General features: G+C 40.1%; 13 protein-coding genes. 2 read left to right on the top strand and 11 right to left on the bottom strand.

The genetic code is table 11. The annotated features are described in order from the left end of the window. The first annotated feature begins 63 nt into the window (after window positions 1-63). The gene (locus ACM0OR_RS12500; RefSeq protein WP_414576459.1) at window positions 64-834 is read left to right on the top strand and encodes an MBL fold metallo-hydrolase; all 771 of its coding nucleotides are present in this window, start codon (window positions 64-66) and stop codon (window positions 832-834) included. A 3-nt stretch (window positions 835-837) separates the two neighbouring features. Here ACM0OR_RS12500 and ACM0OR_RS12495 read toward each other — a convergent pair whose 3' ends face one another. After that, the gene (locus ACM0OR_RS12495) at window positions 838-1,638 is read right to left on the bottom strand and encodes an RMD1 family protein (protein ID WP_323265476.1); all 801 of its coding nucleotides are present in this window, start codon (window positions 1,636-1,638) and stop codon (window positions 838-840) included. Window positions 1,639-1,999: 361 nt separating this feature from the next. Between ACM0OR_RS12495 and ACM0OR_RS12490 the strand changes: the two genes are divergently transcribed. After that, a complete protein-coding gene (locus ACM0OR_RS12490) occupies window positions 2,000-3,325 on the top strand; it encodes an NAD(P)/FAD-dependent oxidoreductase (protein ID WP_323265475.1) in 1,326 nt (441 codons plus the stop codon). Here ACM0OR_RS12490 and ACM0OR_RS12485 read toward each other — a convergent pair. From ACM0OR_RS12485 to ACM0OR_RS12440, 10 genes are all read right to left on the bottom strand, one after another. Then, window positions 3,312-5,480 (bottom strand): GUN4 domain-containing protein, encoded by a 2,169-nt coding sequence (locus ACM0OR_RS12485; RefSeq protein WP_414576457.1) that lies wholly within the window; start codon window positions 5,478-5,480, stop codon window positions 3,312-3,314. The two genes, ACM0OR_RS12490 and ACM0OR_RS12485, sit on opposite strands and share 14 nt — an antisense overlap. A 292-nt stretch (window positions 5,481-5,772) precedes the next feature. Beyond that, on the bottom strand, window positions 5,773-6,855 hold the full coding sequence (locus ACM0OR_RS12480; RefSeq protein WP_414576455.1) for a class I fructose-bisphosphate aldolase: 1,083 nt from the start codon (window positions 6,853-6,855) through the stop codon (window positions 5,773-5,775). Window positions 6,856-7,013: 158 nt separating this feature from the next. Beyond that, window positions 7,014-7,280 (bottom strand): hypothetical protein, encoded by a 267-nt coding sequence (locus tag ACM0OR_RS12475; RefSeq protein WP_323265502.1) that lies wholly within the window; start codon window positions 7,278-7,280, stop codon window positions 7,014-7,016. A 25-nt stretch (window positions 7,281-7,305) separates the two neighbouring features. Then, window positions 7,306-7,542 (bottom strand): hypothetical protein, encoded by a 237-nt coding sequence (locus ACM0OR_RS12470; protein WP_414576453.1) that lies wholly within the window; start codon window positions 7,540-7,542, stop codon window positions 7,306-7,308. 387 nt (window positions 7,543-7,929) lie between these two features. Then, window positions 7,930-8,934 (bottom strand): NAD-dependent epimerase/dehydratase family protein, encoded by a 1,005-nt coding sequence (locus tag ACM0OR_RS12465; protein WP_414576452.1) that lies wholly within the window; start codon window positions 8,932-8,934, stop codon window positions 7,930-7,932. Between the two features lie 239 nt (window positions 8,935-9,173). Beyond that, window positions 9,174-10,703 carry a thioester reductase domain-containing protein gene (locus ACM0OR_RS12460; RefSeq protein ID WP_414576451.1) on the bottom strand — a complete coding sequence of 510 codons (1,530 nt, stop codon included), beginning with the start codon at window positions 10,701-10,703 and terminating at the stop codon, window positions 9,174-9,176. Window positions 10,704-10,965: 262 nt separating this feature from the next. Beyond that, window positions 10,966-12,330 carry a phthiocerol/phthiodiolone dimycocerosyl transferase family protein gene (locus ACM0OR_RS12455; RefSeq protein WP_414576449.1) on the bottom strand — a complete coding sequence of 455 codons (1,365 nt, stop codon included), beginning with the start codon at window positions 12,328-12,330 and terminating at the stop codon, window positions 10,966-10,968. 159 nt (window positions 12,331-12,489) lie between these two features. Next, a complete protein-coding gene (locus ACM0OR_RS12450; protein ID WP_414576447.1) occupies window positions 12,490-14,154 on the bottom strand; it encodes a PfaD family polyunsaturated fatty acid/polyketide biosynthesis protein in 1,665 nt (554 codons plus the stop codon). Between the two features lie 4 nt (window positions 14,155-14,158). Continuing rightward, the gene (locus ACM0OR_RS12445; protein WP_414576446.1) at window positions 14,159-17,473 is read right to left on the bottom strand and encodes a PfaB family protein; all 3,315 of its coding nucleotides are present in this window, start codon (window positions 17,471-17,473) and stop codon (window positions 14,159-14,161) included. A gap of 119 nt (window positions 17,474-17,592) precedes the next feature. Beyond that, entirely contained in the window at window positions 17,593-19,308 is a 1,716-nt protein-coding gene (locus ACM0OR_RS12440; RefSeq protein ID WP_414576444.1) for an SDR family NAD(P)-dependent oxidoreductase, read from the bottom strand. Between the last annotated feature and the right edge of the window lie 8 nt (window positions 19,309-19,316).

Raw genomic sequence — 19,316 nt, 5'->3', positions numbered from 1 at the left:
TTGCCAATTCCCAATTCCCGATAATGTCACAATGAAGGTAGGTGTTATCTTGAATATTTGACTATGTATTTAACTTGGTTAGACAGCAACAGTTGGCTACTGGAAATCGGTCAACAAAGAATACTTATAGATCCTTGGTTGGTTGGTTCGCTAACCTTTGCTAACGTAGATTGGCTATTCAAAGGTTCACTGACTCAAGAACGTCCTATCCCAGATAATATTGATTTAATTGTGTTGTCCCAAGGTTTGGAAGACCATGCTCACCCACCAACACTGAAGCAACTTGACCGGAATATTCCGGTGGTGGCTTCTCCTAATGGGGCGAAGGTAGTACGGGAGTTGGGTTATACTGCTGTGACAACTCTGGCTCATGGGGAAACTGACAATTTAAATCAGCAAGTGGAAATTACTGCTGTTCCTGGTTCTCCAATTGGCCCAACGTTAATAGAAAATGGTTATGTTTTCCAAGAGCTAGCAACGGGGTTAAAGCTGTACTATGAGCCTCACGGCTATCACTCTCCCCAATTGAAACAGTTTGCCCCTATAGATGTAGTTATTACCCCCATAACTGATTTAAGTTTGCCTGTGGTGGGGGCGATTATTAGAGGACAACAGAAGGCTTTAGAAGTAGCAGAGTGGTTGCAACCGCAAGTTATGCTTCCTACTGCATCCCCTGGTGATGTGATGTATGAGGGATTGCTGGTGAAGTTTCTCAAGGCTGTGGGAAGTGGGGATGAAATGCGATCGCAGTTAGCAAAACAGCAACTCTCGACTCAGATCATTGAACCACGCCCAGGCGATCGCTTGGAATTACCATTACAAAAACGCCACTAAGTGTTAGCCTTTGAAAATGATGTCGTAAAGTGACAGCAGAATCTCCACCACAATCAGAATCACCACATACCACTCTACTCGCTGGCTACTGCTATGCTGCATAAACTCCAGCACTGTTTGTGCCGTTTGGGAAATTAGCTCTAGTTTTCGTTCTAAGGCATTGTGACGCTCACGGATTTCGTATTCATCCTCTAAACGCAGATATAAATTTTCTAGTTGTGGGGACTCCCACAGCAACTCTGGCTTATCGATAATCTCTACTCGACCCACAATCTTATGTTGAACTAACAGGGTAGTCCCAAGTTGACGCAATAATTCCCGACTCTTGCGTTTACTCCTGTTGTCACTCTGAAGACTAGCTGCAAAAGGTTCAATTTGATCAAATACAGTTGCGAGGCTTGTTTCATAATGAGAAAGAACAACACTTTTAGCAAGAATATCAGCCACTATTTGTAAACGTTCTACACTAAATTCATGGAGGAAAATTTTTCCTTCCTTAACTCGCTCACTTTCCACAATATTGAGATGCACTTCTACTTCTTCTGTTTCGGGGTCGGTAAAAGAGTCACTAACTTGTGAGGATAGTTTGCTCAAAAAGGCTGCCTTTTCCGCAGGCTCAAGGTTAAACAGAACAACTGCCCCATAGCCCAGTAGCACTGCACAGCCATGTTCACCTACTGTAACTATTAATGGCATTGTTGCCAAACAAACGTAATTCTCTAAACTTTGTAGGTTAATCTTCTTCCCAAGGAATAGTGCCTGCGCTCTGAAGCTATCTCTATTATAAAAAAGGAGTTTTTGCATTGTCGCCCTACACTATATTTTGTCTGTATAGATTTTCCAAAAGCCTATAATTGTATCACATATTGCAAACTAGCTAACTTTGACCGTAGTGAGTGCTTGCTCAACGCCCTGCTTCCGCTCTAAGCGCAGCTATGCCCGCAGGGCTTTACAGCACTATTGCACTAGGGGTTATACCCCCAAGAAAGTGGGTGGTCTTTCAACTCATAACTCATAACTCATAACTCATAACTCATCACTCAGCACTCTTCATTACTTTCATTATTTTTTCAATTGTTCTAAATAAACGGCAAGCTACATCATAATTCTGCTACATCTTTGTTAAGAAAAGTTACAACCCTCTTAACAAAAGGAAATATGTTTTATGGTAGTTTCACTTGAGAAGAATGCACCACATCAGGTTGTAATCATTGGTGGTGGCTTTGGTGGACTGTATACAGCAAAGACTCTTGGTAGAGCGAATGTCAGCATTACTCTGATCGATAAACGCAACTTTCACCTATTTCAGCCGCTTTTATATCAAGTTGCGACAGGTACGCTATCACCTGGTGACATTTCCTCACCATTACGAGCTGTATTCAGCAAAAGCAAGAATACACAAGTGTTACTGGGAGAAGTAAAGGATATTAATCCCAAAGCGCAACAAGTTATTTTGGATGATAAAGTAGTACCATACGATACATTAATTGTTGCCACAGGTGCTAACCATTCTTATTTTGGCAAAGATCACTGGAAAGACGTTGCGCCTGGCTTGAAAACTGTTGAAGATGCGATAGAAATGCGTCGCCGGATATTTGGTGCATTTGAAGCAGCAGAAAGCGAAAATGACCCCGAAAAACGCCGTGCTTGGTTGACTTTTGTGATTGTAGGGGGTGGCCCAACTGGTGTAGAATTAGCTGGTGCGATCGCCGAATTGGCATACAAAACCCTCAAAGAAGATTTCCGCAGCATCAACACCTCAGAAACAAAAATTTTACTATTGCAAGGGGGCGATCGCATCCTCCCACACATTGCGCCAGAGTTATCGCAAGTAGCCGCAGAATCGTTAGAAAAGTTGGGTGCGGTAATCCAAACTAAAACGCGGGTGACAAATATTGAAAATGACATCGTTACTTTCAAGAAAGGCGATGAAGTAAAAGAAATTCCCTCAAAAACTATATTGTGGGCAGCAGGTGTTAAAGCTTCACCAATGGGACAAGTCCTAGCAGATCGTACAGGTGTAGAGTGCGATCATGCTGGACGTGTGATTGTAGAACCGGACTTGACTATTAGGGATTATAAAAACATTTTTGTCGTGGGAGATTTAGGCAACTTCTCCCATCAAAATGGTAAACCCTTACCTGGTGTTGCACCCGTAGCCACACAACAAGGAGAGTATGTAGCTAAACTCATTAAACGACGGCTTAAAGGTCATACTTTGCCACAATTTCGTTACAATGACGTAGGTAGTTTGGCGATGATTGGGCAAAATTTAGCTGTTGTAGATTTAGGCTTAATCAAACTCCAAGGTTTCGTTGCTTGGGTATTTTGGCTATTAATTCACATCTACTTCTTAATCGAGTTTGATACGAAATTACTAGTAGTATTTCAGTGGGCTTGGAATTATATCACTCGTAATCGTCGCTCTAGATTAATTACAGGTCGACAAGCTTTTGTAGAACCAAAAACTGTTAACACTAGTTTAAGCTAACGAATAAAGCTTCACACAATCGCCACCAAGATGCTGTAGCGATCGCACTGTGCCATTCCCAAATACCTAAAACTTTGACTCGCCAAACCTGCTCAAAAAAGCCGAAATATGGTAGATATCCTGCGGGTGCGCTGTCGTCGGGGATGAGGTCTGGATAATTCACCCAAGCATCTTTCCACCGCCACCCGACACGATTACCAAAATCAATGCAGGTTTCGGCGGCGGCGGCTTGTTCATTCCCAATCATCAAAGCCATTAGTGGATCAGTCGCCGCAGTTCCTTTGATGCTTTGCCAGATGCGTTGCTGAACACTGAAACCAAAGCGTCCTTGACTATATTTCACCCAAAGTCTGTCAATAGTAGATAAGTCAGTACGAGGAAAATTGACTACACTTTCTAAGTCTAAGTGGCATTGTTGTTCTCTATTGGCAACTTTTAGCATGAGGTTTGTGGTTTCCCCATCCGCCTCTAACCATCTCCCAGCTTTTAATAAGTCTTGTAGTAGTGTGTAATCTACACCAACAGAGGAATTTAAATCATCTATATCTTCATCATTTTGGTTAGCACTCTCACTAACTACCAAGGTGTTTTCTGGCAAAACTTCAATGATTCCCTGAGAACCAGATAACCAGAAATATAGTTGATTGTCGGTGGTTGCTAAATCGAGTTGTAATTGGGTGATTAATCCGGCTGCGGTTAGTCCCAAGGGTGGAGTTGCTTGATTGAGAATCGCCAACACAGTAGCAGCAAATTGTTCATGGTTATCAGGTGGTGTAGCACAAGCAATTAAACATTGGCCTGTTTCTATTCCTAGTTGCAATTCTTCTACCCACTCCCGCACCGATGCTACAGCGATCGCCGCTTGGCCAGGACAATCTAAAATCAGAATCTGTTGGGAACTGCAACGACGTAATTGTTTTCTCAACCAGGAACGACTGATAGTTACATCATCAGCTAAAACTAATACTGCTTCACCTGTGGCTGTTTCCTGAATTTGTCCTCGCAGATATAAAAATACAGTTGCGCTGTCTACTGCAACATCTTGGGGTGATGCAGCAAAAGATGCTGACAGCAAACACTTTTGGATGGCTTTATGAATATCTGAACTGGCGTTGTCACCCCACACAGTCCAATAGTTAGTGGCGAAACTCCCCGCCGTACTGAGAATGTTGAGTAAAGCTGAGGCTGTTTTGCTTTTGGGGAGTCCTTCTACAATTAGTGCTTGTCGGGGATGTCTTGTTGATCCTTTAGAATTGGGTTTGATACCTAAAATTACGTCCCCCACCCCTTCAACAATGCGCTTGGGGGTTTGGGAGGGATATTCGGAATGAATAGAACTTTCGCCACGACCTTTTTTTAGCTGATTAATCACACGTAACTGTTGATTAGCTTTATTTATGTAAGCTAAAGTCTGGTGATAAACATAGCGGTAAAGTCCATCAGCTGCGATGATACCTTGGGAGTCTGCCGCTTCACCGCGCAATCCCCTAATTAAATAGTAAGTAAATACACCATGTCCTAACTGAGGAAATTCCCAAGATTGCTGATTGCGATCGCAAGATAATAAAGCGTAAAATCCCTTTTGTTTGGCTGCACGTTGCCGCAAAACTTCCACTAATTCTGGCGTAGGGTTAAGTTCCGGAGATATTTCTCTTCTCGCTCCCAAAAATGTCAAATTACCACTATGACAAGCATCTAGCCAGACTAATTGTTGACCAGCATCACAATCTGCCAACAACTGTAATAATTCTTGTAACTTTAACCCAGTATTAATTAAGTTATCTTTTTGAGTATCTTGGAGACACAACACCACCTCTTGACTCATTGAGTCAAGTATCCCATGTCCAGAAAAATAAACCAGAATGGTGTCACTCGGTTTAGTCGCAGCAGCCATTGTTTTGAGAGTGACACGCACATTCTCTAATAAAGGCTGCTCACCAAAATCGTGGTAAATTTTTAACTCTCTTTGGGGAAATCCCAGAGTTGCTGCATCTAATGCTGCTCCCAAACCCTGACAATCTACAGCAGGGTAACGCAAACAAGGTATTTGCTCATCCTGGTATTGATTCACTCCTACCAACAATAGCCAAAGCTTGGCCACACCCGTTTCTAGGGCATTAGTTGAGTGACTGGTACGCACACCGATCGGACACATACATATTTAAAATATTAAAAGTGAACTACCCCCACTCCCCAACGAAAGAGCAGGGGAGAACAGGGTTACGGTGTACACACGTCTATGGTTTGATCCCCCTAAATCCCTCTTCAAAAGGGGGACTTTGATTCTAGTTCCCCCTTTTTTAAGGGGTTAGGGGGGATCATAAAGATACCGGATAAGTTTATCAGACTTGTGTGTACACCGTAGAAGAACAGGGGGAAGGGTGCTTTTTCGCCTATAAGGAGCGAGGTTTGTACTTTCTCCTCTGCCCTCTACCCCTGCGCTCTTATCAAGCTATGGTCACATCTGGAGACAAATAAACATCCTGAATGGTGTGAAATAATTTTACTCCTTCTTCAAAGGGTTTTTGGAAAGTCTTTCTCCCAGAAATTAAGCCTGTACCACCAGCACGTTTATTAATAACGGCGGTACGAACTGCTTCTGCAACATCATTCTTTCCAGACGCACCCCCAGAATTAATTAAACCTGCACGTCCGCAGTAACAATTTAATACTTGATAACGGGTTAAATCAATGGGGTGATCAGTTGTTAATTCTGTGTACATCCGTTGATCAATTTTGCCATAACTTTGACCCGTGGCTTTAGCAACTGCTTCGTAGCCGCGATTATTTTCTGGGAGTTTTTGCTTAATAATGTCGGCTTCAATTGTCACACCCAAATGATTCGCCTGTCCCGTTAGATCAGCTGCAACGTGATAATCTTTGTCTTGTTTAAAAGCATTATTCCGCAAATAACACCAGAGAATTGTCACCATTCCCAATTCATGGGCGTATTTAAAAGCTTGGCTAATTTCTTGAATTTGTCTGGTAGACTGCTCTGAACCAAAATAAATGGTTGCGCCTACTGCTATTGCGCCTAAATTCCAAGCTTGTTCGACATCAGCAAACAATATTTGGTCAAATTGATTAGGAGCAGTCAACAGTTCATTATGATTTATTTTGGCTATAAGCGGGATTTTGTGGGCATATTTACGCGAGACGCTACCCAATACGCCTAAAGTAGTAGCTACAGCATTACAACCTGCGGCGATCGCCAATCTGATAATATTTTCTGGGTCAAAGTAAATTGGATTGGCTGCAAATGAAGCACCGGCGGAGTGTTCAATGCCTTGGTCTACTGGGAGAATTGAGAGATAACCTGTATTTGCTAAACGACCTGTGGAATAAAGTTGCTGGAGATTCCGCAATACTTGCGGATTGCGATCGCTATGCAACCAAACTCGATCTATAAAGTCAGACCCCGGTAAATGCAGTAAATCTTGGGAAACTTTAGCTTTGTATGTGAGCAGATTTTCGGCTTCTTCCCCTAGCAATGACTCGATAGAAGTAGTTTCTAAGAGCGTTGCAGTCATAGCGGTTTCCTCTCATTTGAGCAAATGACTTTGCCCTTAAGATAGCATTTAGCTAGAACCGACAGAAGCCCCACATCTAGTAATCAGGCATCTAAATAATATTACTGAGAAATTTATGTATAAATATACAAGTTACTTGGAGAAAGGAATATCAAAATTTATGCGTCTTCCGATGAACTGTTTCCTTTAATTAAACGGTGGAGTAGGCGACAAGGCCAAAAACACGCCCCACAAATACTTACGGAGGCAATGGCAACAAAAACACGCCAGTTCTCCTTCAGTGGATTAGCAGGCTCTGATGCCTGGTTTTGCGTATCTTTGGTTAATTCCGGCAATGAATGAGATAGCTGGCCGGCTGTACTTACCCCCTCAATCGCCGCTCCAATTAGATAAGCTACAAGGGCAATACTTAGCCAGTGATTCATCATATTTTATTGGGCAAATTTTGCGTTAATGATTCTCTGGCTCTAAACACAATCGGCTTTCAGCCGTGTCTCGAATTAGAGGCAGTTTAGATTTTATGTAGGTATTAATGCTACTATCTGACTGTGGGTCAATTCCCTGCTTGGCTTTTAATTGCTGGAGAAGCAATTGTACTAGAGCCATATCATCAAACTGGAGTAACGTAGTGACATTAGTAGACTCGATTACAGCCCAAAGCTGTTGCATCATTTTGGTAGTGATCATGAGTCTCTAACCTCTTAAGCTTTTCTTTATATTTGCACGTTTTCCTTGTTTGTGCCTAATTTTTTTGAAAGAAGTTAATCAATCAACACAATTACAATATGAGAGACGAAGCGATGCTCTGGCTCTCATATTGTGTTTGAAAAGTCGGAAAGGGTATAAAAATGTCATTCTGACTGGAGTCCTGAGCGAAGCGTTCGTGCCAGCGTTCCCGTAGGGTAGGAACTGGAAGGTAAAGCCTCCGGCAAGCGTTCCGTAGGAAAGAATCTAGGCTTTGTGGCACATACACTAGATGTTTCTCTACTTTCCCTGCGGGACGCTAACGCGTAGCAAAGCAAGCTACAACATGACAAAGAAACAGACTTTTCAAACATCCTCTAAGAGATGAGATTACCTATAATGTGGTATGTCCGTTTTCTGCAACCATTCCTGAGTGCGTCGCATACCTTCTTGCAGATCAATCTTAGGTTGATAATTCAACATTGCTTTTGCTTTAGCAATAGAATAAGCATAAGGGCGACTGATAAAATCTAGAGATTCTGGGACAATATCGGCTTTTTTCCCAAACATTTTCTGTCCTTGATGGCGCAGTTTCACTAGCAGCTTAAGTTCATCCTTCGGTAAAGAAGGATAATTTACAGGTAACCCGGCAATTTCTGCTAAACAAGTAAAATAATCTTTCCAAGAAGTTTCTTTGCCATCCGTAATATTAAAAATCTCTCCATGTAATTCTTTTTCGATGGCGAGAAAAATGGCATCAATCAAGTTATCTATATATACGTGGTTACTAACTCCCTGACCATCATTGATATAGGCAAATAATTTTTCGCGCATCAAATATAATGGTCGGATTACCCAGGGAATACTTCCTGGACCATAAACATCGCCTGCTCTGATAATAATAATGCCAAAATATGGAGATGTATTTAATTTTAATAATGCCTCTTCAGCTTCTATTTTTGTTTGGCAGTAAGGATTATTATTTGCCAAAAGCGGTGTGTCTTCTGTGACATAGTTAGGATAGTTAAAGCCATATACCATCACACTAGAGAGATGTACAAATGTTTTGACTCCAGCATTCTTGGCAGCTTGAGCGAGATTGATAGTCCCGTCAACATTTATCTCTCGAAAATCCTGGATTGACCCAACTTCTTCGTCAAGTTCAGCCGTATGTATAACTATATCTACTCCCTGAAAAGCCTTTTGGGAAATCACAGCTTCCTTAATACTGCCAACAATTACATCTCCACCTAAATTTTGCAATCTTTCAGATCGATCTGCGGAACTTTGCAACCCCCGAACTTTCATTCCTTTTGCTATTGCTAATTCAGCAGTTCGGAAACCAACAAATCCATCAATTCCGGAAATCAGTAGTTTGCATTCTGAGAGTTTCATAGATAAATTCCAAATTCAAATTTCAACAAGCTAACTAGTACCGCAAGGCGTAATTCAAAATTCAAAATGAATACAGCATAAGTGTTTCGTAGATTTGGAATATTTGGTTTATTTACGCCGTGCTGTACTAGGTTTTTATGGCTTTCAGGTGCAATTAATCCTGTGAGAGAACGAATATGTAATTTATTGTTATCAAACCAGAGATGATTTTTCCACCTTCAATGCACCACGATTTTGTACTAAGCAAAACTCAAGAAACCACTCTGAATTAAATATGCTGTGTAGGTCATGAATAACTTGGTATTAATTGGCGCACAGGTGACAGAACTACCAGCCAGAGCCTTCACAGTTTCTTCACAACTAATGTGAGGTTTTCTAGCTTTCAGGTACAAATCGGGAATAGTTAATTGCTCATCAGACCAACGCTCTAAGAGGAAAGGACGCAAAGTATACAAAGGATTATCTGTAGAGGTTGCACTTTCAATTAACTTAGCTTGCCATTCTTCGTAGGGAATGATGTTAATGTCATAACCAAAAGAGCGCACCCAGTCAACTAAGACATTCAAACCTACGGGTTCAGGATGTTGTAAGTGGAAAGCTTGACCGATCGCATCTTTTTGCATCGAGAGATGTACAATCGCTTTGCTGACATAATCTACAGGGGACATATCCAACATATATTCCACTTCTGGGAAATATCCCATTTGCAGACAACCCTTAACCATCAAATTGATAAAGTCGTGGGTGTTACCGATACCTGTCTCACTGTCAGCAGCGATGAGGGGGGGTCTATGAATAGTAACAGGCAAACCGCGATCGCTCGCAATCTTGACTAACTTTTCTGCTACCCATTTAGTTTGAGAGTAACCCAGATAAATCCCTTCCCAGTGGCTGAAATCATTATCTTCTTTTACTACCTGGCCAGCATAGACAGGAGATTCAAACACCGCCACACTAGAAACATAATGCACAGGCTTCACTTTCACCTGACAAGCCAAGCGCAAAACTTCTTGAGTTCCCAGAACGTTAGCAGCCTTCAGTGCTGAGTAAGGGAAAACATAATTTAACAAAGCACCACTATGATAAATAGTGTCAATTTCCGCCGCTAAAGTTTGAAACTGTGTAGAACTTAAACCTAACAACGGTTCAGATAAATCACCAATCACAGGGATAACTCTAGACTTACTCCCATCCTGACAAATTCCATAGCGTTCTAAATTCTTTTGCAGCTTACTATCAGCTTCGTCCAGGTTAGCAGCACGCACCAAACAATAGATATCAGCCTGAGTTTGCTTGAGCAATTCCCGAATAATGAAAGCACCTAAAAAGCCGGTAGAACCAGTTAAAAATACTTTCTTCGGTTGAGTTACAGGTAAAGCAACAGGAATAGCACCGCCAGGATGAATTGTAGGGTCAAGAACAGCTTCAGCCTGTAAGTTCAAAGTGGGGGTATCAGAGAGGCTAGAAGTATTTTTTGGACGTACAACACCTGTATCTTGTACATCTGATTTTTCTTCCACTTCTTCAGCTAAACGCTGTGATAATGATTCAATTGTGGGATAATGCCACAACAACAAAGGAGATGGTTGAAAGCCTAATAATTTCTCAAGTTGACTTACCATAGTCATGGCTTGGACAGAATCTAAAGCATAACTTTCTAAATTAATACTAGGGTCAATTTCATTAGTTTTTATCCCTAATAACTCAGCTAGATAAGACATCATCCAAGCTTGAATCTCTGCTGCACTATAAGATTGTTTTACGGTCATTGTGAAATCTCCAAATATTGACTTAAGACGATTAATTGTCTTGCTTAAAAATGAATATGCTCGAAAATATTTATTTGCCTTTGTTCAACGTATAAGCAGGGGGAAATGACTCCCGCCTTAAAGATTCTTCGGAGCATAGGTATGATTCCTCCACTTCACAAGCGTTGTTCTCGTAAGAAAGCAGGAAGCTAGCACAACAGGTGGGGTCAAATCCTCATCTGAACTAATCCCCCTGTTTTCAGCACAAGAGCCTATTTTTTAATCATTTTGTCACTGTATAATAGTCCCTTTGCTGTATATCAAGTAAGCAAGGAGCATCATTGTAATTAGAGATATTCAAAATATAGCTGATAAAATTATTTACCAGAGCTTCCATCGTTTCTTGACTAATAGAAGGACGAGAACAAACAAAATTTAATAACATCTTTCCTTGAAAAGTTGATGTATGGACAATGAAGACTCCTCCATATAAAGCATGAGTACCAGCAAAACTGATTTCTTCTAGCTCTAATTCTCCATAAACGTTGGGGATATTTACTTTGCCTACATTAGAAACAGATACTGTAGCCGCTACTTCTTTAGGATAGATAAAGCAAAAGTCTATAAGGTATTTGGCAATCAATATCATTTTAAAGATATTACCTCGCTTGATACTAATGTCTAAATTTTGTTTTACTTCTCGTGCAACTTGCCAAAAAGAGGTGGTTTTATTTATGCTATATAATCCCATATTAGATGTAGCCAAAACAGCCATATTTTCATCAGTAATTGCAGGTTTAATGTGTTTTCTTACATCAAGGTATGTCAAGCAACTTAAGCGCAGACTTTTTTTGTTTTCCTTAATTAATCTTTGTGCAACTGCGAACATCATGGCAGCACATAAGGCACTATTTACAGTTGTATTTTCTTGCCGACAACGATTGATTAACTGTTGTGTTAACTGTGAATTAAGTTGTCTGTGAACAATATGACTATAACGTTGTTCAATAGGTACGTATTTTTCAAATCCTAATGTTTCTGGTCGATACCAAATTTTTTGAAAAGCCACATTTAATAAGAAGATTAAGCTACTTATCTTCCCTTTTAAACTCTGCTCCGATTGGGGTATTAGTTTCTCTATTGCCGGGAGAGGAGTTAAATTTATCAACGGCTGGATTTCTTCCCCAATAGAGATTTTTTGATAGTAAGTTAAAATTTCTGAGTGAAGTTGAATACATGATAACGCATCTGCGATCGCATGATGTGCTGTTGTTATTAAAAAACTGGCTCTAGTATCACTTGAAATATGGACTAGGACGACTCTTAGCAGATATTTGCTACTAGGTATTGCATGATTCATTTCTTCATTGAATACTTCTGTCCATTGTTCACAATTTAAAATTTCAACAACGCGCAAAGGTATTTTCTGAGTTCCTTTAGTTTGGAATGCAAGCCTATTCTTTAAGCTCACTATCCGTGAGTTAAGCCTAGGGTGACGACATTGAATAATGTGTAGAGTTGATCTCAGTATATCTTCGTCAATATACCCCTTAATCCGACTAATGGTTACTACATTCCACGTTTTAGCACGAGCATTTAAAACTTCCATAGCTTGCTCAAGCTGTCCCAAATTTCTGTCATAACTCATATTAATTTAGCTCCTACAGGCATCAGATGTAATTTTTGAGATACACACAGACTTTGTTCACCCTACTTACTACATTAATGAAAATTTTTTACATATTATTTAGGATTCCTAAAGAAAATTAATCCTGATTAGGAGTCTATTGGTGAACCTAGACAAACTCTAAACTTTCATCTCTGATGGAAAGTATTGACTGTAGTTATCTGGCATTTGTAGCCCTTGAAACTTTAGACTCTGAATGCGGTATAAAAAAGCAGCACCTGTCATAATATGGTGAGCAACATCAACGACTTTTCGATTACTTGGCACTTCTAAATATGAGCCTCTTACCCAATCATTGAAGCTACCCATTGCTGGCCCACACCAAATTTGATAATCCATTTCTCGACCTGGTTCACCAGAATTAGACCAACGAGATGATAGACCGAGATACCAGCGAAAAATCAAAGCCATCTTTAATTTAGGGTTATTGCTTGCTTGGGCAAGTTTCACAGGGTTACGTTGAGAAAGATAAGCTACTGTCTCTTGCCAAACTGCATCTAAACTCTTTTGGAAAACTTGTTTTTCTAACTTATCTCTCTCAGCTAATGGAATATCTTCAATTGATTCATAGCTTTTGTATAAATCAAACAGTTTTTGGGCGCGTAAAGGGAAGAAAGTCCCTCTTTTGAGAACTTGAACTTTTACGCCCATTTCAAACATATCTGCGGCGGGAGTCATCATCACATCAGCCATCTCAGCCTGGGCTAACAATTGCTTAGTGTGTTGAGAAGTACCAGCTTCAATACAAGATTGGTTAATAGAACCAGTCACAACATAACCAGCCCCCATTATAAAAGCTGCTAGTGCTGACTGTGGAGTTGCAATTCCTCCGCCTGCACCAATTCTGACTGGTTGCTCATAATCATATTTGCGTTGAATGTTATCTCTCAATTCCAGAATGGAAGATAATAAACAAACCAGAGGACGATTATCTGTATGTCCACCAGAATCTGCTTCAACAGTGACATCATCAGCAACTGGGACTTTTTCGGCAAGATTGGCTTGTAATTCGCTAATTAGACCTTGCTGTACTAATTGCTTGAGAATTTTTGTAGGAGCAGGTTGCAAAAATTTAGTTGCTACTTCTCTCCTAGAAATTTTGGCAATAACTTTATTATTGATGGCGATTTGATTGACTGAATTTAAACTTAGTCCAGCCGCTCGGTAATAAACAATATTTTCAGTCAAATCTAAAAAAGCAGATGCTTCTATTGTTCTTACCTGATATTTGAGATACAAATCAACAACTCTGCGTTCAATAGCTGGTTCACTAGGACTGTGGAGTAAGTTAAAAGCGTAAGGCCCTTGGGGTAGAGCTTGTTGAATGCGGTTAATAGCAGTTTCAACACGAGCAGGAGCTAATCCACCCGCACCAAAAGAACTCAAAATACCTTCTTTTCCAAGTGCAATCACTAGTTCTTCTGAAGCAATCCCATGAGCCATTGCACCAGCCGTATAGGCATACTTCACATTGTGAAAACTCAAGAAATTTGCATCACCTAGCTGTTGACTAGTTAGAGGTGGAACAGCTATTAGTAGTTCTATTTCTTCTGTTTTACCATTCTTGGAATGACTCCAATAACCGTTATTGCTGACACCTATTTTTTCTTTGATTCTAACAATATAACATGGTTTATGTAAATTCAACAGCTTTGATTGTATGCCTATTTCATCAAAAGCTAAGGTATCTAAAGAACCTTGCCAAACTTGGTTTTTACTATCAAAAGTGTTGATTGTTCTCAATAGATTATGATAGTGTTTGGGTGAATTATTGGTGACAACCATATTTTTATTCCTCGCCTTGAAATAACTTGTGTGATAAAGATATCTGTTGCTGAATAAGAGTGCTAATCTGTTTTAGAGATTCCTGTCTAGCCTGCAAAAAAGTAGCATGAGATTGAGTCATGCTATCAACGTTTTGCTTAAGTTTTTGATAGTAAAGATTACGTAGATTCAGCAAAGAATTTTTATCAACAAATTCATCTATTTTTAAGCCATGATTTACGGGATTTGAAACATCTTTTATTGCTGTTATGAATAGTTCTTCGTGTTGTGCATAATCATCGGTTTCCAAATCGCGATGGGCTATGCCCCACCGGAGGTCATCGCGTTCTAATAAGCCAAGAGATTGACTACCATTTGTCTGATAACTTTGATCTTGCATATCTTCAGAAACTACATTAAATTTTAAGTTCGTTTGCACAGATTCAATACTGTTGTGATTCACCGCACAATTAACTTGTTCAGCCTGTTTATATATCAGTAATTCATCCTGTTGTTGAGGAGCAGAATTAATTAACAAGGTAGAAAACTTATTTTCGATAATGGGCTGATTTTTGACCTTAAAGGATATGTTAGTAGTTTTGCCATTATCTAAATTTTGAGTAGAATATAGCGGCGATAAATCTAGACTGACTCGATGACTGAAGAGCTTGGACAACGCTCTGATAATCGAAGTATGAGAGTCTATACCTCTGCGATTGAGAGAGACTGCAAGGTGTGCTTGTTCTTTGAGAGTTTCACCAATCCATCTTGAACAGTTACTACCAACACCTACTTCAATAAATATTTTGCAGCCATCATTGTAGACGAGGTTAATTAACTTGGGAAAGTCTAAATGTTGACATAGAGTTTTAGCAATATTTTGACTAATAGACTGACTTTCAAGAGTAATCGCAGAGTATTCCCCGGCAGAATAAAAAATAGTATTGGGTACGTTTTGAACAGATAAGGAATTGATTTTAACTAGTTCATTGTACTCAGAGTGCATTGGATCACAATGGATCACATGATTTATGGGGGTATGATAAGCACTACAATTTAGGGATTTAATCACTCTATGACAAGCTTCTGTCTCACCTGCAATCACCACTTCTTCTGGTGTATTAATCAAAGTCAAGTAAACACGATTTTCCTGTTCTAGAGCTTTTTGAATACGTGAGACTGGACATAAAAGTACATAATTGCTCCAAAATGTTTTGTCTTGGTAATCATCTGACATTAAGGGCAAACCCCAATATTCACGCACTGCATTTTTGGGGCCGGATAACCGCGTTTTAAACAGAGAAGATGTATGTAAAATGTCACTACTTTGCTGAAATTCAGTCCAGACACCTTGAGCAAACATCATGCTATTTTCACCCAGGCTATATCCAAAGGCAGACCGCGGTTGTAATTGGAAATAATTTCTTAAAATACTCGTCATTAGTCCAGCAATACCGACTTCAGCTTCGAGCATAGTGACGGGATTCTCTATCAATTGCTGTTCGCAGAATTCCAGTTGCTTTTTAGAAAGTTTTTTCAAACTTCTAGGATAGAAAAGTTTTTCTATATTGGCGAGGCGACTGTAAATACCCCTGATTGCCAGATCATCGTAAATTTCAGGAAATAAACGGAAGAGGTCGCGAGCCAGTCCGATATAAGAACTGAAAGAACCAGGGTAAACAAAACTGACTTGACCTCGTTCACCTAATGGTTGAGCTGTAAAGTAACTACCGACAGGAGTTTGCCAGTCTTTACCAGTCTGGAAAGCAACACTGACACCTTCGATTGCTCGTTGAATTTCTCGTGTTAATTCATCTTTATTCCGTCCGAGAATAGCTAGAGCATAAGTAGACTGCTGACGCTGTTGATAGGCTGTAAAAGTGAGACTGGCGTCGGCTGGTAAGGAAGAGCAATCTTCGATAGTTTGTTGAAGAGTACGAATCTGCTCTAATAGGGTTGCTTGATCGTCAGCAGCGATCGCAAACATATAATAAGGCATTTGCTCTAAATATTTGCTGCTGTAATTTGTCTTACTCATTTCCTCTGACAAAATTAAATGAGCATAACTCCCATCCATTTCCATGCCGTTAATAGCTGCTATTCTTCTCGTAGCTCCTGGTTCTAAAAACCAGGGTTTCGATTCAGTAGCGACATAGAAAGGGCTACCCTGCCAAACTTCTGGCATTTTGGGACTAGACCATTGGGGAACTGCGGGAATATAGCGGTGATACAAACAGAGTGCTGTTTTAACTAGGCTAACTATTCCGGATGCGGCATAGGTATGGCCGATATTGGCTTTAACACTGCCAATCGCACAACTAAGAGTTGCTTCACCTGTCTGATATGCCTTGAGCAAACCCTGAATTTCTGACTCATCTTGTTGGGGAATTCCACTACCCACAACTTCCAAATAGTTGATGTCTGTGGGTTTGATATTGGCTAGACAAAAAGCCTTTTGACAAGCTTGTGCTATGGCTTCAGCATCTGGGGTGGTAGGAACTGAGTAAATTTTAGATTTTGCATCTTCTACAAGACTAAGAGCATCAATCACTGCATAGATGCGATTGTTATCTTGTTTTGCTGTTTCGTGCAGTTTTAACACTACAGCAGCCGCACCTTCACCTACCATCCAGCCATTGACATTCTGATCGTAACTAAGAGTATTTACGCCTGTATTGATTTGTGTATCTTGATTTCGGTCTAAAATATTAGAACTACCCTCAGCTAACTCGACTGCACCCACCAAAACAGCATCAAATTCTTTCAAATTAAGTAGTTTTTGAGCAATTTCAAAAGCTTTGAAAACAGAATTTTGTTCAGATGTCAGAGTGAATGTAGATCCAGCAAAATTCCACAGTTTGGCGATATGATCAGCGATTTTGTTGTCTAGACAAATTGGATATTCACTGCCTTTATTAGTGGTTGCAAATTGCCCTTGACTTTGTATCTGAGGTAGAGCAAGGTATTTGGAAGTAGTGATGACTATTGCCATTCTAATTCCTTGAGGCAGACCTGCATCTTTGAGAGCATTATCAGCTACTTTCAGCATCAACAGTTCATGAGGATGAAAATTGTCTACTTCCTCTGATGGGATTTGTAACTGTAAAGTATCAACTTCACAATCTTGAATATACGCGCCTAATGATGATGTGTGACCAGCAGATTTATATTCATGGGAAAATTTATCGTGCCATCTTTGAGTAGGTACGGGAATAAAGTGTTGTTTCCCTTCATAAATACTGCGTTCAAAATTATCCAAATCTTTGCAATTTCCACCCAAATGGCAGTCCATGCCCACAATGGCTATTTTAGGAATTTTGTTTTGGGTCAATTCTTGCATCACCTAGCTCCTCATACTATTGGTTAGCGTATATATTTAAGGGTGTAGGGTAAAAAAGGCATCTTTCCTCTTTGGCTGTAAAACTTGCTTTATCGGAACTACCTTCTGCCTCCTACCTCCTACTTTGGTTTGTGTAGGTTCATGGGTGCAATTACTGCTTTCGCTCCCAGAATACGGGAGTAAAGTTTTCCGTCACTGTTGTGGAGCATTAAGTTAGCAGTTACACTGGTTGCAGTTTTATTGAGTATTTCACAAGAAACGTAGAAGGGTTCGTTGTAAGGAACAGGTATAAATTCTTCCAAATTTGTTATTTGTCCGGGTAAGCAAACTTCTTGGTGATAATGGCTCAACCATACCCATAAAGCTTGGGTACTTAAATCACCAATGTAAGGATTATAAGATTTTACAGGAAATTGTCCTTGAGCTTTTAGTGTGATTTCTGACCATAAACATTTAGTCGTAATTTTCTCTGGGCTAATGTTTATAACTCTAGTAATTTGTTGAAATGCTGCACCATGAAATAGAAAAGAATCTCTATTTTGATAAAAATCTTTACCAGTTATAGTAATGTTATTATCTTCAGTTAAATCTACAGAGTCATACATCGGTACTTCTGGTAATTGCCGCACAATTGTAATATTGGCACGAAAATGATAGTAGGTTTTACCTAGAGGGGTTTTACTTAAAATTGTGGTTTGAAATTCGATAGATTCAGAACCATGTTTAGTAATTTCTTGGATTTCTATAATATATTCCTTCGCCAGGGTGTGATTGAAAGTAATCCCCTTTAAAACTTTAAAGTTTTTACAACTGAAATAGCAATAACCTGGATAGCATTCTTCGCAAGCATGAATCATCCAGGATATGGCGCAGGTTGCTGGTAATACGGGAGTCCCAGCAATCACATGATCCAGCAAAAAAGGATTGGCATCTACGCTCAGATGGCGACGAATGCGATAGCTGCAAAGTTGGGGGTCTAGAGTTACTGCTGGGGGGATGATGGGACTACCAATCACAACTTGTGTAGAATCACGATGGCTGGGATGGAGTTCATTGACGAGCATTTGTGTACCTACATCAACAGGAATAATATCAATTCCCCGTTCGGCGAAGGCTTTTTTGATTTCTGGTGTCACCATACCACTATCCCAAGCACCCCAATTGATAGCGACAACGTGACAATCAGGATTGTATTGCTTCATCAAGTGGGCTGACTTATTGAGAATTTCATTAGCGATCGCATAATCCGATTGCCCAATGTTCCCATAAAATCCGGATACGGAAGAAAATAACACTAAATGCTGGAGTTGCTTAGGTGGTACACAGCGCAGTAAGTTTTCTAAACCTTTGACTTTAGCAGCGTAAACTGTTTCAAAATCCTGAATTGATTTTTTCTCAATCCGCTTATCTGCAAGATTTCCAGCCCCATGAATAATTCCTGTAACTGCTCCTAGACGCTCAACTGCACCAGTTATCTGTTCTGATAAAGCGATCGCATCAGTGACATCCACACTCAAATACTCGGCCTTTCCACCTGTCTCCTCAATCGCCTTGAGAGTTGTGGTAATTGCTCTCTGAGATGAAATCGCTTGGAACTTTTTCTGCACCATCGCCGGTGTCGGCTTTTCTCCTTGGGCTTGGAAATACTCCATAATCCGCTTTTTCAATTCCGCCTCATTCCCGCAACCCTCAGCCCACACAGGTTCAGGTTCTGGGGTAGAACGACCGAGAAGAATAAATTTGCATTGATAACGCTGTGCTAGTTTGATGACGCACTCAGCAGTTATCCCTTTTGCACCACCACTGACAAGAAAAACGGAATTATTATCAATCATTGTTCACT

The organism is Anabaena sp. CCY 9402-a (genome assembly GCF_963920945.1).
In the GTDB taxonomy this organism is placed as follows: domain Bacteria; phylum Cyanobacteriota; class Cyanobacteriia; order Cyanobacteriales; family Nostocaceae; genus Trichormus; species Trichormus minutissimus.
Note: the sequence above shows the minus strand (reverse complement) of the source record. Positions and strands in the feature narration are given on the sequence as shown.

Bases quoted from the DNA above. Each gene is read 5' to 3' on its own strand.
- ACM0OR_RS12445 (WP_414576446.1), bottom strand. From the start codon at position 17,473: ATGCAAGAATTGACCCAAAACAAAATTCCTAAAATAGCCATTGTGGGC.
- ACM0OR_RS12465 (WP_414576452.1), bottom strand. From the start codon at position 8,934: ATGAAACTCTCAGAATGCAAACTACTGATTTCCGGAATTGATGGATTT.
- ACM0OR_RS12450 (WP_414576447.1), bottom strand. From the start codon at position 14,154: ATGGTTGTCACCAATAATTCACCCAAACACTATCATAATCTATTGAGA.
- ACM0OR_RS12475 (WP_323265502.1), bottom strand. From the start codon at position 7,280: ATGAATCACTGGCTAAGTATTGCCCTTGTAGCTTATCTAATTGGAGCG.
- ACM0OR_RS12480 (WP_414576455.1), bottom strand. From the start codon at position 6,855: ATGACTGCAACGCTCTTAGAAACTACTTCTATCGAGTCATTGCTAGGG.
- ACM0OR_RS12495 (WP_323265476.1), bottom strand. From the start codon at position 1,638: ATGCAAAAACTCCTTTTTTATAATAGAGATAGCTTCAGAGCGCAGGCA.
- ACM0OR_RS12440 (WP_414576444.1), bottom strand. From the start codon at position 19,308: ATGATTGATAATAATTCCGTTTTTCTTGTCAGTGGTGGTGCAAAAGGG.
- ACM0OR_RS12470 (WP_414576453.1), bottom strand. From the start codon at position 7,542: ATGATCACTACCAAAATGATGCAACAGCTTTGGGCTGTAATCGAGTCT.
- ACM0OR_RS12490 (WP_323265475.1), top strand. From the start codon at position 2,000: ATGGTAGTTTCACTTGAGAAGAATGCACCACATCAGGTTGTAATCATT.
- ACM0OR_RS12500 (WP_414576459.1), top strand. From the start codon at position 64: ATGTATTTAACTTGGTTAGACAGCAACAGTTGGCTACTGGAAATCGGT.
- ACM0OR_RS12455 (WP_414576449.1), bottom strand. From the start codon at position 12,330: ATGAGTTATGACAGAAATTTGGGACAGCTTGAGCAAGCTATGGAAGTT.
- ACM0OR_RS12460 (WP_414576451.1), bottom strand. From the start codon at position 10,703: ATGACCGTAAAACAATCTTATAGTGCAGCAGAGATTCAAGCTTGGATG.
- ACM0OR_RS12485 (WP_414576457.1), bottom strand. From the start codon at position 5,480: ATGTGTCCGATCGGTGTGCGTACCAGTCACTCAACTAATGCCCTAGAA.